Here is a 14482-nt window from a genome sequence, read left to right as displayed (position 1 = left end):
TGAAGATCTTCACCGATATTATATTCCGTTTATTGATTGACTACCGTTTATAAGCGTTTATTTATTGATTGGCACATCCTTCACCGTTCAGTACTACTTTATCGTTGGGATAAATGGTATACCCGGCATTTGCCACACTGCAAATAATGGTCAGCACTTTCTCCAAAGGCTGGTTATGAAAAAATGTTCCTGCAATACGGCAATTTTTTAATGCCTCATTGGCAAATAATATTTTCACATGGTACTTATCTCCTATCATAACAGCTGCTTCCTCCATACTTACATCGTCCAGCACCAGGAATTCGTCTTTCCATTTTACCACTTCCATACTTTTCACCTGCGCCCTTACTACTGTGCTGGTAAGCATATTTACTGATAGCTGCTGATCTGCTACCAGTACGCCATAGCTGCTTTTCTCATCATTTACCTTTACCTTACCCCTGGTTACGGTAACCACTACACGCTGCTGATCGGTTGATGCTTTTACATTAAAAGCGGTCCCAAGTACCTGCGTGCTGAGCTTACCGGTTTTCACGATAAAGGGTTTATCCGGCACTTCTTTAATATCAAAATATCCTTCTCCCCATAACCGCACTTCTCTTTTATTCCCTTTGAAGTCGCGATTGTATTCCAGGCGGCTGTTATCCGCGAGTAACACTGTACTTCCATCGGGCAGGCGTACAAACTTCGTTTGTACTTCCACTATTTCTTCCACGGCAGGTGTAGCTGCGGGTAGGCTAATGGCTACCAGCGGCTGTTTTTCGACTGCATGCCACCACCACCAGCCGGCGAAAGGCAGCACCAGCAAGCCAGTTACAATGGCAGCCAGCGCCAGCCTCCGCATGCCGCGGCGACGGTTCCGTTTAAGCGGGATAATGCTGGCAATGTGTGATTCGGCCGACATGATATTGCCGATCATCTCATGATAGCGCTCAAATGAAACATCTGGTTCCATGATGCCGCTATCCCATTCCGCATCTATCCGGTTCTTTATTTCTTCATCAAAGTTGCCTTTGTTGATCAATCCCCTCAATTCATTCCACTCTGCCTCGCTGGCTTTCCCGGCAAGGTATTTATCCATTAATCCATTGAATCCAGGGTCGTTCGTCATAACGATTACAATAACTTTACAGGAACTTACAGGTAGTTTTTCAAAACTTATATAATAACAGACACCTGGCAAATTCCGATGGTGGAGGGTGAATAAATATATTTTTTATTGTTATTTAACAAGAGTGATCATCAGGAGGATACTGATGCTGCCGTTCAGGTAACGGCGGATCGACTGTAACGCCCTGGCCATATGGGATTTCACGGTAACGGCGGAGATATGCATGCGGCTGGCGATGGCTTCATGGCTTAGTCCTTCTTCTTTGGCAAGGCGGTATACTTCCCGTTGCTGGGGCGGCAACTGTCCGAGGGCGGTCTGGATAATTTCCCGGTATTGGTGTTCCTGGATCCGGTGGTCAGTATCGTTTACCATTACCTCCCGGCGGCCAAGCTCTTCCTGGGCGGCGGCCTCATTGGCCCGTTTGCGGAAACGGTTCAGGACCAGGTTCCTGGTCACAACTTTCAGATAGGCATCCAGATTTTTTACTTCCGGCAGGGTTTCACGCTTCAGCCAACACTTCAGGAACACATCCTGCACCACTTCTTCAGCGGCTGCCTGCGACCGGAGAAACCGGAACGCCACAGAATACACCTTCGTACGGTAGCGGCTAAACAGCTCCGTAAAAGCATACTCACTGCCCTGTGATAACAGTTCCAGCATTGTGTTCTCATCGTAATTACTCGGGGAAGGCATATCCACGTAATATATGATTGCCCGACAAAATAGTTCAAAATATTTTAGCAAAACAAAAAAACCGCAGCCAGGAATGACTGCGGTACTTTTCTTATCCACTCGTTTATCGTTGTAAACTCAACGCTGTATTATGCGAAAACTGTTGTAATGTAGCCGTTACAGTCCTTTCCAGTTCGGCGCCGGCCAGCTCTTTGCGGAAAGCTTTATCCTCCAGTGCGGACATCACCTTGTATAGCGGTTCATCATTTACTTTCTTCTGCAGGTTAATTTCGCTGCTCTCTCCATAGATCTTATCCCAGCTTTTACGGACTACCGCCCAGAAAGCTTTATGCTGCTCCCACCATTCCTTAGCCTGCTGACATTTACTTTCACTGGTGCGGTTATAGGTATTTAATCCCTTTTCTCCCACAATCACCTTATCCATGCCATTTGCGCGGATCACCTTCTGGTTATCCTGCTCGTGCACAGAGCCGGTAGCGGTGATTTCATGATGATTTACCCGGTGCAATACGTTATAGTCCTTACGGGTTGTGTATTCCCTGCGGGGTAACGGCGCATCTGAGGCGGCTTCCCAGTAGTGGCGGCCGTCTGCATGTACCCAGGTAGCGGAACCTTCATAGCGCGGTTCATCGTCCACGCCATATACTTTCTGTGACCACTGACCTTTTACCTGTGCGGCGGGCAGCGTGACCTTCTTCCACTGGTTATCCTGCGTATAGGTCAGCAACTGTTGGTTTTCATACTGCCAGTCCTCTGTCCAGTGTTTAATCACGTTGCTATCTGCAATCAGCAGATGTTGCAATACAATGCGGTGCGGATCTTCTGAGGCCACCGTTACATATTCAATAGCGTCAATAATCTTATGATATCCTTTAGGCTTATAGCTGCTATCTGCCGGGAATGTTTCTGTGTATTCAAAGGTCACGTCCTGGCAGCCACACATACTTTTGATCGCTGCTTTATCCTGCGATAATTTATCGCCGCCCTTTTGCTGGGCGGTTGCTGCCAGCGTTATGAATGCGCTGATGGCTAAAATGGAAATATGTTTCATAAAAATAATAATGAGTGGTTAGTTGAATTGGCGTGTGCCATTTGGCTGATAAGCAAACCGGAAATTATAATAACGGCTTACTGAATTCTGGTCCGGTGCAGCCGGCGCATCCTTATAATAGCTGGTCACTTCCAGTTTGGCATAATTACCATTCGCGGTTTTCAGTACAATCACAGCGCCTGTTACCGGTGAAATTACGTGTGTGGTCATGTTGTAAGCATACCAGCCGGTGATGGCTTTCTTTGCAGCAGCATCGGTAGTATAGCCTGTTTCCGGCGCTGTTGCCAATTGACTGAATACACCGGTAATCACCTGGGCTTCGGCTTTACCAGGTCCGCTGGTGCCGCCATTGATGATAATGGTAGTGGCTTTGAAACCAATGTCCCATTTGGTGGTGGCGGAATCGCTGTTCGGAATTACTTTATTATCTGCGAGGCTGTATAAAGTAAAGCTGCCTTTATTGGCTGCATCTGCATCAATGTTTGTTACCGTTTTGGTTTCCACTGCAACTACCGGCGGTGTAACGGCATCATCATCCTTGCTGCAGGATCCCAGTGTAAAAAGCGACAGTGACAGCATACCAGCTGTGAGTATTTGTTTCATATAGTATTTGGTTAATGGTTTACGTGATGATAAAAATTCCAGGTGGCGCTAACGGAATAGATCCTGCCTGGCATGGTGCTGATATGCTGTGCATCCGTGTAGTTAAACACGTTTTCCAGCGTGGCCTGCATACGCAGCTGCCGTTTGAACAGGTATTTAGCTGCCGCAAGATTTACCGTAGCATAACCGGGTACAAACTCACTGTCCTTATCCGGTGTGTTATTCCCGTTCTCGTCGGTGAAGCCGTATTTACTTCGGTACAGCATTCGTGCATTTGCATCGATACCCAAACGGTACAGGCTATACGCTATTTTCAGGTTGGCTGAATGATGTGAGCGGTTAAATAATCCGAAGTATTCGCGGCGGGTAAGTGCGCGTGTTTCTCCGGTGGTTTCATCTTTCGTATATACTTCCCCGTTTTTCACCTTTTTGAAAAGATCATTATCTTTTGAGCGAAGGTATTGGTAGCCGGCGGACAGCTGCAAATGCCTGCCTACAGCCTGTCCCAGCTCCGCTTCTGCGCCGGCAGTAGTAATGCTGTTGATGTTTACGTAGCTATATACTGCCAGGTCGTTTGTTTTTACGGCAATAGCGCGGGTGTCTATCAGGTTTTTTACACTGTTATAAAAGACATTTACTTTGGTGGTGGTATGGGAAAATGGTTTCCCTTCCACTCCCAGGTTATAGGACCAGGAGCTTTCGGCATCCAGGTTTTTCAATTGTTCCGGATCGATGTTCACCTGTTTGATCTGCCCCTGTTGCTCCATTTCTTTCAGGATATCCGCTGCCAGTTTGGTACCTACTACGGTGTAACCAACTGCTGCGTTATTAAAATGCAGGTATAGCTGCCTGAAATCAGGCGCACGGTAGCCGCGGCCGATGGTGCCCAGCAGGCGCCAGTTGGGCGTTAGCTGATACGACACCGATAACTTCGGACTGAACTGAGATGGGTATTGGTTATGCGTATCAAAGCGGCCGCCGAGTAATACATTCCATGCATTTGCCGGTTTCCAGTTTTCCTGTATAAATACATACCCGGTATTAAAGGCCATCCGTTCCTCATAGCGGGTGGCTTCGAGCGATTCATGCACATATCCCACACCCGCGGTGAGCTGATGTTTCGGATGCAGCTGCCAGTCGGCCTGATATTCCGGTTTCAGATATTGCTGGGTAAAAAATGATGCATCATACAAACTTTTGTCCTCCCGGTAATGCATAGCTTCATTGGTGGAATACCGCGAATAATACACCCGCCACGTTTGTTTGAAACGCTGTACCGGCGTATGAATCAGCTGTAACGATCCGTTCATGTCCTTCTCCTTTCCGATATCATCCACCATTCCTTTGGCATCCGGGAAATAACTGTTATACTTTTGTTCATAGTAGCGCCCGGAGAGGATGGTGCTCCATTTGCCGGACCAGTTGTGCTGCCAGCGCGACTGTGCCGTATATGCTTTAAATGGCGATACAGTAGGCGCAGTGCTTTGGTTACCAAGCGTGTAGCCGTCACTGTTATAAGCATTTACACTGGCGGAGAAAGAGCCTTTCTTATAAGGAATACGTGTACTGCCATCGAGGGCATAGGTATTATTGGAACCATACCGCGCGCTGATACTGCTTATTCCCTCCTTGCTGTTGTTGCTGGTAATGATGTTAATAACGCCGGCCAATGCATCACTCCCGTAGAGTGAAGAAACAGGCCCTTTAATGATTTCAATTCTTTCTATATTACTCACCACAATCCTCGACAGGTCGAACGTGCCGGCAGTTCTGCCTATGAGCGGTTCTCCATCCAGCAGTATCAGTGTGTACTCTGCCTCCAGTCCCTGCATCTGCACACCTGTTCCATGATTGGAGGTGATGAACAGGCCGGTTTGTTCTGCCAGCACCTGTTGCAGCAATACCGCTCCCATGGCCTGTATCTGTTGTTTATGGATGACGGTAACCGGTACCGGCACTTTGCTTAGCAGTTGTTCATTCCTGGTAGCGGTAACCACTACTTCCTGTAACACTTTACTGCCGGAAGTAGTGTCGGTTTGGGCAAAAAGGGTCCCTACCCGCATGATGCAGGTGAGCAGGAATAAATATTTATACATCTTAAGGTTTATCTGAAATTGTGAAGCAAAAGTACGGGCATAAACAACAGCACCTTTACGAGTTTGGGAAAGTTATTTACGAGATCCGGAAATTTGCTGTTAACTTAGTTAGTCCGGAAAACTAACCGTTACCGGAACAATTTTAAATCATTACCTGTTCATTAATATATGAAAACACAATACTTCCCGGCGGCCGACAGAGGCGTTAAAGACATAGGCTGGCTGAAAAGTAATTTCTTTTTCAGCTTCAGCGATTTTTATCATCCCATGCGCAGCGCTTTCGGTACGCTGATTGCGTTCAACGACGACTATGTAGCAGCCGGCAAAGGCTTTGGTACACATCCGCATGTGAATATGGAAATCATTTCCGTTTTACTGAAAGGAAAGATGAACCATAAAGATTCCATGGGATACAGTACCGAGATAGAAGCACCTGCGGTGCAAATCATGAGTGCCGGCAGCGGGTTAAGGCATGAAGAGTATAATATAGGTACGGAAGAAGTTAACTTCTTACAGATCTGGATTCTTCCCAAACAACAAAACATTTCACCGAGGTATCAGCAACGGAGTTTCCCGCAGGAAAAAAGAAAGAATAAACTGGTGACGATCGTATCCGGCGAAGAAGGGATGGAACACTGCTGGATCAATCAGAATGCGAAGCTGTCGCTCGGATACTATGAGCAACCGGCCAGTGTTACCTATACCTTCAACCCCTTGAATAAGTGCCTGTTTATCTTTTCTATTGACGGCAGCCTCAGGTTGCAGGACCAGGTATTACAGCCACGTGATGCGATAGGGATATGGGAAACCGGTGAGGTGACATTGCAGTGCGGCGAAAAAACAACATTCCTGGTTATCGAAACGCCTGTCAATCAGAAGTAAATCCCTTCTTAATACATATTAAATACAGACATGTTATTACTTTTCTAAAATAATAACATCCAATTTATTCATACAGGTAATTTATTCCACCGGGAATCATTAAATTTATATTGCACCGCTTCAAAGGCTCAATTACCTGTATGATTAATACCTCCCAAAATAATTACATAGGTTTCGAGGTACTCTTTAACCATGCCACCATCAGCATACTGGTTGCCGACAATCAGCAGCGGATCGTGATGGCCAATCCCTTTCTGCTTAACCAGTTTGGCTATACGAAAGAAGAAGTGACAGGTCAGCTGGTGAGCCTGCTGCTTGTCAGCGATCATAAAGAACAGTATGCGGTAAGGAAAAACGGCAGCCAGTTCCCGGCAGAGATCAGCCAGGCTAACCACTCCACCCCGGAAGGAATACTAACCATTATTTACATCACCGACACCACCGATCGCCGGAATGCGGAGATGACCCTGCGGGAACTTTCGCAGCAACGCAAAGAAGCAGCTGTGAAAGACGGCTCGCTCCAGCGCATGAACAGCTTCCTTAACAGCTTATGGACCAGTACCGGCGCCATGATCATCGTAATCAATAACGATGGTTTCATCCGGTGGTTCAACCCTGCAGCAGAGAGGATTCTAGGCTATAAAGCCAGTGAAGTGGTGGATGTATATACCCCGATGCTGCTGCACGATCCGGAGGAAGTAGCCCTGCGGGCAGAAGAATTTTCACAGCAGCTGAACCAGCCGGTGGCTCCCGGTATGGAAACGCTCACCATTAAAGCCAGGCTAAACCTCTATAACGAATATGAATGGCAGTACATCCGGAAAGATGGTAGCACGCTGCCGGTTTCCCTGACGGTATCCGCCATACGGGATGCGGCCGATATTACCGGGTACATTGGTATTGCCATCGACCTCTCCCGCATTAAACAGGCGGAATCTGAGCTGAGAACTTCCCTGGAAAAAGAACGGGAGCTTAATGAACTTAAATCAAGGTTTGTATCCCTCGCTTCCCATGAATTCAGGACGCCCCTCAGCGCCATCCTTTCTTCCATCTACCTGGTGTCCAAATATGAAGCAGATGATGACGTAGCCAAACGGAGCAAACACATTCAACGTATTATTTCCGCGGTAAATATGCTGACGGATATACTAAACGACTTCCTCTCGGTAGGAAAAATAGAAGAAGGAAAGATCCAGGTACGCCACAGCACCTTCGACGCCGGTAAACACATCAGCAACATCCTGGGCGAAATGGACGGACTCAAAAAAACCAAACAGAATATTTACTATGCGCACCACGGCGCCGCCCATGCCTGCATGGACCCTACACTATTAAAACACATTGTTATGAATCTTGTATCCAATGCCATCAAGTTTTCTCCGGAGGGAGCCATTATTTCCATCCGGTCACAATGTAGCGACAACAGCTTCCAGCTATCCGTAAAAGACAAGGGAATAGGTATTTCAGAAGAAGACAGGCAGCATCTTTTTGAGCGGTTTTTCCGCAGCCAGCATGTGTCCAATATTCAGGGCACTGGACTTGGACTGCACATTGTAGCCAAATATGCGGAATTGATGAATGGTACAGTTTCCTGTAACAGCGGTCCGGAAAAAGGCACAGAGTTCCTTGTTACGGTTCCCTTCCCCCAAAACTGAGGCTCATGGAAAAAATACTGCTGATTGAAGATAATGTTGCCATCTGTGAAAACGTGGCGGAAATCCTTGAACTGGCCAATTACCAGGTGCTCACTGCCACCAATGGCAAAGAAGGCGTGGCCATGGCGCTCGAACACCTGCCCGACCTTATTGTATGCGATATCATGATGCCCGTGCTGGATGGCTATGGCGTTTTACACATGCTGCATAAAAACAAGGCCCTCCAGAAAACGCCTTTTATCTTCCTGACAGCCAAAGCAGAAAGAACAGATATACGGAAAGGAATGGAGCTGGGTGCAGATGATTATATTACCAAGCCCTTTGAAGGCACAGAGTTGCTCAGCGCAATAGAAAGCCGGCTGAAAAGATGCGCTGAGATCAAACAGGACACGGTTACCGGCTTGCACGGGCTCCAGGTACTGCTGTCGGCCAGTACCGGCAAAGATCAGCTCACCCTACTCAAAGAAAACCGCAATACCAATCACTATAAGAAGAAACAACGCATTTACGCTGCCGGCAACCGCCCGGATCATTTATATTACCTGCTCCAGGGAAAAGTAAAAACCTATAAACGTAACGATGAAGGAAAAGAACTGATCATAGGTTTATATAACGAAGGGGATTTTCTTGGATATAATGCCCTGCTCGAAGGCGGCAACTACCAGGAATATGCGGAAGCGATGGAAGACACGCTGGTAGCAGTGATCCCGCAAAAAGATTTTGAACAGCTGATCAGCAGTAACCCGGAAGTGCTGGGGAAATTTATCCAGCTGTTATCAAAAGAAATGGCGGAAAAAGAACAACAACTGATCGGGTTGGCGTATAACTCGCTCCGTAAGAAAGTAGCGGAAGCATTGCTGATGCTCGACAAAAAATACAATACAGCCGGCAGTAAACATTTTACGATCGATATCAGCCGGGAAAACCTTGCCGCGGTAGCGGGAGTCGCAAAAGAATCATTGATACGCACGTTGGGCGATTTCAGGGATGAACAGCTGATTGCCCTGAAAGAGGGGCAGATCGCATTTTTATCTCTCAAAAAACTGGCGGCGCTGGTAAACTGATGCCTATACTTTTTCTGCCGCTATAAAAATGAGGAATGCCAACTTTAAACGCTCGTACTCCTGCATCATTCCCTCCATATCATTTTTCAGCACCGCATAAAGATGCGGCGAAGGCACGCCAGCCGGCTGCTTATTCAGCCAGTCAAGCTGCTCCCTTATTTCATGCCGTAACAGGATCAGCGACTCTTCCCGGTCCAGCATCGTGAGCTGAAATTCTTCTGCCTCCTCAATAAACGACCGCCGCGTAGTTTCTTTCAACGCAGCCGCCAGCCGGTTAATCAGCGAAGCATTATCTTCTCTTAAAGCTTTCAGGGTTCTGATCCAGTTGTTACATGCCTCCCGGTAGGCCGCAATATCTGTTTCAGTGCTAGGATCATACGGCATATTGATAGTTGCTAATTATAATAGGTTTGCTGCATGTGCAGATTTTTATCTGCACCCCATTTCTTTAATAGCTGACATAGATGTTGCTGGTGATGATTCATTTGCCGGATACCTGACATTAACTCCATAATATGACGGAGATATTGTTCGCCCGGTAAATAGTTTTCCTTTCTTGCCACGTCTTCCAATACAGACAACATCGTTTTGCTTTGCAAAACAAATTCCTTCACTACCTTATAAAGTTTATTGATGTGTTCCTGTGCGGGCTCCCCTTCCGGTTCCCGTTTTTTAGACCTTCCGGCCGGCTGCAATTCCTGCTTCATATTACGCAGGATTACATTGTGGTAAATAGATACCTCCCGGTAGAAATGAATGATGAGATCACTGAAATCCAGGTAAAGCCCCGGTAAACTACCGGCTGATGCCTGTACCTGTGTATAAAATTCTTCCAGTTTCAGCATCACCTTTGCCGTTTCAGGCGCCGCTTTATCTGCGATACAGCGTTGTATTTCTTCTGCGTACCGGTCGTTGTTACCCGGCATACCCAGTTGCATATCCAGCAATGTTTTCACACCGGCATGACGTCCGTATTGTCTGAAAATATGATTCCCATATTTACGTAAATGCCTGATGGGAAAAAAAAGAAAACCTTCACAAAATTTCCGCTGACGGGATGTAGGAGTTAATCCGCTGAACATGATTTGCATTTTTTTAACAGTAGGTAAAAGTACCACCGCTGATAGAACGGTGATACCTTCTCAACAGCACATCTTCGCTTTTTGTTTACGCCAAGGAATCCAGGTGGATGTCCAAATGCTGCCGTAAAACTAAACCGGAATTCGTTGCTGAACAATGACGGGCATTACTCCTTCTGTTGACAGTCATCATTTTTTTAGATGACCGGGATCATTAGCGGACTGATGAGGCTGGTAATTTATACAGCGGAAAACGAGGAATTTCCTTACTACGCGGCCTTGCTGGGTAACAACAATAGGAGGCAGCGACCGCACGGAGCTAAAGAACGGCGCCAGTTCTTCTGTTACAAATTCCTGTTCATCCACATCATCATTTACATCGGTCAGTGAATTGATAAACAGGGCATTTTTTCCTTTTAATGCGTTTATATTGGTTCCGATAAAATCGAACTGCAGTGCATTCTCACCAATAATATTACGGGAGTATACCATGCGCCCCAGGTAAAGATTGAGCATCGCACTGGTTTTATAATCATCGGCAGAAAAAATAAAATCATCGGGGTATTCTTTCGACAATGCCTTCACACCATCGCCCAGTCCTTTCCAGCCGATCATGGTATCATCTGAATGAATGGGTACAGGATAAAAAATGATTTCCACTGCCAGCGCCAGGTGTATCACCAATGAACAGATCCATTGCCAGCGTACATACTTAAAGGTGATCCAGGTGCTTATCCATATAGTGCCCGTTATATAAGCAGGCATCATCCAGTTTATCTTTACCCAGTAAATGGGAGAAATCACCAGGAAAATACCAAAAACAGGAATAAAAAAACATAAGAGGAAAAGCTGACGGGCAGAGATCCGCGTAATATGCCATCTGTATTTACGAACCAGTTTATACACATAATATAGCAATGCAAAAAATAATACCGGCAGCAGAATAGCCGCCTGGTGACCAACGACACCGAAAAAGTCCAGCGGACGGAACTCCACGCCCTCTACCCGGTCGGACGACTGGAACCGGAAAGACGCAAAGTCGTTATCCACATTCCAGATCACCACGGGCAAAATGGTGATGCAGAAAAACACGACACTGGCCAGGAACCAGGGGGACCACAAATACCGCCGGTGTTCTTTCGACAGTAATAAATAAAGCACCGCTCCCGCCGGCAGGAAAACAGCCGTGTATTTGCTGTCGAATGCCAGCCCCATGGCAATCCCTGCCCATATCCAATAGGCTTTACGCTGCTCAAATACCGCCCGGTACACCGCTATCAGCGATAAAGTCCAGAACAATAGCAACGGCACATCGGGTGTGGATACCAGTGATAAGATAGTGACCATCAGCGTAGCGCTCAGCAGCAACAAGCTATTCCAGGCACGCTCCAGTGGCAGGAAGCACCTCGATAAACTGTAAAAGGCCAGCAGCGTACCAATGGTAACCAGGGTATCTGCCAGCTTGATCACAAATACATGCCGGCCAAATAAGTCTGTAAAAGCACGCAGGATCCAGGCAATAGCCGGTGGGTGATCGAAATATGACAGGGCGAAGTGTTGTCCGTAGAAATAATAATAGGCGTCCTGGGGCATGGCACCCATAACACCTATAAACGAAAATCTTAGCAGCACAATCATTCCGATGGCGATAGCCATCCATTTATGCGCTGTGATATAAGCAATGAAACGATTACTCCCCGGTAGATCCTGCATATGATAGGCTGACAGTTGTAATTATAACAGATGATGTGGTCAGATGCCCTCCTTCCACAATCTCTGTGCCGCTTGGTAATTTCATACCTGCTGCTTAACTATAATTAACATTACTGTACCCCTTCGTTCAGCTTCAATAAGGGATTATTCCGCCTTCAGACTATTTACAGGATTAGCCCTTGCTGCCCGTAGCGACTGCAGTCCCACGGTAGCAAAAGCAATGAGTAATGCGCCGGCTGCTGCTATCGCAAACAGGTACCAGCTGATGCCTGTCCGGTAGGCAAAATCCCTCAGCCAGCGTTCCAGTAGATACCAGGCTACAGGTGTGGCAATCAATACAGAAAAGATCACCAGTTTGAGGAAATCTTTTGACAACAACGCTACAATCCCACCTACACTGGCTCCCAATACTTTCCGGATGCCTATTTCCCGGGTACGTTGCTCCGTCATGTATACCGTCAGCGCCAGCAAGCCCATTACAGAAATGAAAACGGAGATGAAGGTGAACACATGAATGATATATTGTACCCGCGTGTAGCTGCTGAATACCTGTTGAAAATTATCATCCAGGAATGAATAGCGCAGCGGAAATCCCGGCTCTATCGTTTCCCATAGGGCACTGATACCTGCCAGCGTTTTATCCAGGTTGGCCGTATTCACCTTCACCAGGAGCGCTCCTCCCGACTGATAAGTGCAATGTGCATTGGAAATACTGTACAGGGTGGGACGTACATAACTATCAAAACCCTGCACCTGGAAATCTTTCACTACCCCCACTATCTGGTAGGGCACACTGTCGCAGGAGGCATAGCGGATCTGTGTACCCACAGGATCAACCACGCCAAGCGATTTGGCCGCCGATTCGTTGATGATGGCCGTGTTGTCCTGGTCCTCCGGGTGTGCATCCGAAAACATCCTGCCAGCCAGGACTGCAATACCGAGCGTGGCAAAAAAATCGGTACTTACCCGCACGGAAGAGAGTGCCCTGCTGCTGCCTGCATAATTGAAAGTGCTGAAAGAAGTATCTATATCGCCGCCGGGAACCGCCGTGGTTTTGGATACCAGTTGCACCCCGGGAATACGTAGCAGCTTTGCTCTTGTTTGCTCAAAATTCTTTTCACGGGTTGGCTGCATCGCTTCTATCTGTACTACCTGCTCAGGATTAAAACCAATATCCCGGTGTTTCATAAAATTCATCTGGTGCGCCATCACCAACACACTCACCATAAAAAATACAGATACGGCAAACTGCACCACGATCAGCGAATGGCTGAAACGCTTGCCGGTATTGCCCATGCTGAAATTACCCTTCATCACATGTACTACGCTCCTGCGCGCAAATACCAGCGCCGGGTACAAGCCCGAAATAAGTATAATAGCCAACAAAGCAGCACCGCCCTGGAGGATCATTTTATAGGAATACAGCTGACCGGAGAAAGACAACGACAACCCAAACGTTTGGTTAAACAAAGGCAGCATGATAATACACAGGCACATGGCCAGTAACAGGCTGATACCGCATTGAATGGTTACTTCCATCATAAACTGTCCAAGTATCTGGGAGCGGCTGGAACCCATCACTTTTCGTACTCCCACTTCCCGTGAGCGTTTCAACGTTTTTACCAGTGACAGGTTGCTGGAATTCAGCGCGCCGCTCAGCAATAGTAAACCTGCCAGCAGGAACAGAATCATGGTTGTTTTAAAAGGGCTGCTTCCCAAACGTGGGAAATTATGAATATCCGGTACGGCTTCCGTAAACAGCGAAGGCGCATGTCCCGCTTTAATATAGGCTGCGTAAGATTCATTACCTGTTTTCAGGCGATGCTCATAAAAAATACGGTTCACTTTATCTTCCAATATTCCCGGTGTTAATGGCTCTCTTAAACGGATATACGAAATATAGGAAATATTACCCCAGCCACTATTAGCAGCCATATATGGGTCTCTCAATATAATGGAAGCGTTTATATGCGAAGGCGTGGCCGGTTCCGCAATAACCCCGGATACAGTGAAAGCCATCCGGTTATACACCTTTATCACTTTCCCCATGGGATCTTCTTTACCAAACAATTTTTCGCTGACCGCTTTTGTAATCAATGCAGAAGCAGGTGCATTGAAAGCCGTAGCTGCATTTCCTGCCAGTAGCTGCAAAGGAAATACCTGCAAAAATCCGCTGTCAGCCATCACCACGTTTTGCTGATATATTTTGCGATCATCTACACTGATCAGTATTTCATGTTTACCCGAGGGTATTATACGGGTGTATGCCTCCACTTCCTTCATATGTTCCTGCAGCAAAGGCGCCAGGGGAGCCGGCACAGGATTGTTGGCGAAATTACTTTCCGTTTGCCGTGACACACGGTATACCTGTTTCAGGGAAGGATCCCAGCGATCATAACTGAGTTCATAGTTAAGATATAGTAAGATAATGAGAAAACTTGCCAGGCTTATTGCCAAACCACCGATGTTAACAAATGAGGTGAATTTGCTTTTCATCAGGCTTCTGAAAGCGATCTTACAATAGTTGCGGAACAT

The 14482-nt window shown here is 46.9% G+C and carries 12 protein-coding genes; 3 read left to right on the top strand and 9 right to left on the bottom strand.

Going from position 1 to position 14482, the window contains the following annotated elements:
• Window positions 1-61: 61 nt before the first annotated feature.
• The 5 genes from QFZ48_RS17815 to QFZ48_RS17795 all read right to left on the bottom strand — a co-directional run bounded on the left by QFZ48_RS17815 (window position 62) and on the right by QFZ48_RS17795 (window position 5554).
• Window positions 62-1111: a FecR family protein gene (locus QFZ48_RS17815; protein WP_429063123.1), complete on the bottom strand. Its 1050-nt coding sequence runs from the start codon at window positions 1109-1111 to the stop codon at window positions 62-64.
• Between the two features lie 111 nt (window positions 1112-1222).
• A complete protein-coding gene (locus tag QFZ48_RS17810; protein WP_429063122.1) occupies window positions 1223-1804 on the bottom strand; it encodes an RNA polymerase sigma factor in 582 nt (193 codons plus the stop codon).
• A 103-nt stretch (window positions 1805-1907) separates the two neighbouring features.
• Window positions 1908-2855 (bottom strand): DUF6607 family protein, encoded by a 948-nt coding sequence (locus QFZ48_RS17805; RefSeq protein ID WP_429063121.1) that lies wholly within the window; start codon window positions 2853-2855, stop codon window positions 1908-1910.
• 18 nt (window positions 2856-2873) lie between these two features.
• Window positions 2874-3458: an HmuY family protein gene (locus QFZ48_RS17800; protein ID WP_429063120.1), complete on the bottom strand. Its 585-nt coding sequence runs from the start codon at window positions 3456-3458 to the stop codon at window positions 2874-2876.
• Between the two features lie 11 nt (window positions 3459-3469).
• The gene (locus QFZ48_RS17795) at window positions 3470-5554 is read right to left on the bottom strand and encodes a TonB-dependent receptor plug domain-containing protein (protein ID WP_429063119.1); all 2085 of its coding nucleotides are present in this window, start codon (window positions 5552-5554) and stop codon (window positions 3470-3472) included.
• 168 nt (window positions 5555-5722) lie between these two features.
• On the opposite strand from QFZ48_RS17795, the gene QFZ48_RS17790 reads away from it, so the two are divergent.
• The 3 genes from QFZ48_RS17790 to QFZ48_RS17780 all read left to right on the top strand — a co-directional run bounded on the left by QFZ48_RS17790 (window position 5723) and on the right by QFZ48_RS17780 (window position 9155).
• Window positions 5723-6436 carry a pirin family protein gene (locus tag QFZ48_RS17790; protein WP_429050721.1) on the top strand — a complete coding sequence of 238 codons (714 nt, stop codon included), beginning with the start codon at window positions 5723-5725 and terminating at the stop codon, window positions 6434-6436.
• A gap of 140 nt (window positions 6437-6576) precedes the next feature.
• Window positions 6577-8091 carry a PAS domain-containing sensor histidine kinase gene (locus QFZ48_RS17785; protein ID WP_429050722.1) on the top strand — a complete coding sequence of 505 codons (1515 nt, stop codon included), beginning with the start codon at window positions 6577-6579 and terminating at the stop codon, window positions 8089-8091.
• Between the two features lie 5 nt (window positions 8092-8096).
• Entirely contained in the window at window positions 8097-9155 is a 1059-nt protein-coding gene (locus QFZ48_RS17780) for a response regulator (RefSeq protein WP_429050723.1), read from the top strand.
• A 3-nt stretch (window positions 9156-9158) separates the two neighbouring features.
• Here QFZ48_RS17780 and QFZ48_RS17775 read toward each other — a convergent pair whose 3' ends face one another.
• The 4 genes from QFZ48_RS17775 to QFZ48_RS17760 all read right to left on the bottom strand — a co-directional run bounded on the left by QFZ48_RS17775 (window position 9159) and on the right by QFZ48_RS17760 (window position 14482).
• Window positions 9159-9539, bottom strand: a complete 381-nt coding sequence (locus QFZ48_RS17775; protein WP_429063118.1) for a hypothetical protein — start codon at window positions 9537-9539, stop codon at window positions 9159-9161.
• An 11-nt stretch (window positions 9540-9550) separates the two neighbouring features.
• On the bottom strand, window positions 9551-10237 hold the full coding sequence (locus tag QFZ48_RS17770) for a hypothetical protein (protein WP_429063117.1): 687 nt from the start codon (window positions 10235-10237) through the stop codon (window positions 9551-9553).
• A 186-nt stretch (window positions 10238-10423) separates the two neighbouring features.
• Window positions 10424-11947: an ArnT family glycosyltransferase gene (locus QFZ48_RS17765; protein ID WP_429063116.1), complete on the bottom strand. Its 1524-nt coding sequence runs from the start codon at window positions 11945-11947 to the stop codon at window positions 10424-10426.
• A 144-nt stretch (window positions 11948-12091) separates the two neighbouring features.
• Window positions 12092-14482, bottom strand: coding sequence for an ABC transporter permease (locus tag QFZ48_RS17760; protein ID WP_429050727.1), 2391 nt, complete (start codon window positions 14480-14482; stop codon window positions 12092-12094).

The sequence above is a fragment of the Chitinophaga sp. W2I13 genome (assembly GCF_050434005.1).
In the GTDB taxonomy this organism is placed as follows: Bacteria; Bacteroidota; Bacteroidia; order Chitinophagales; family Chitinophagaceae; genus Chitinophaga.
The sequence above is the reverse complement of the archived record's forward strand: the minus strand, read 5'-3'. Positions and strand labels throughout refer to the sequence as shown.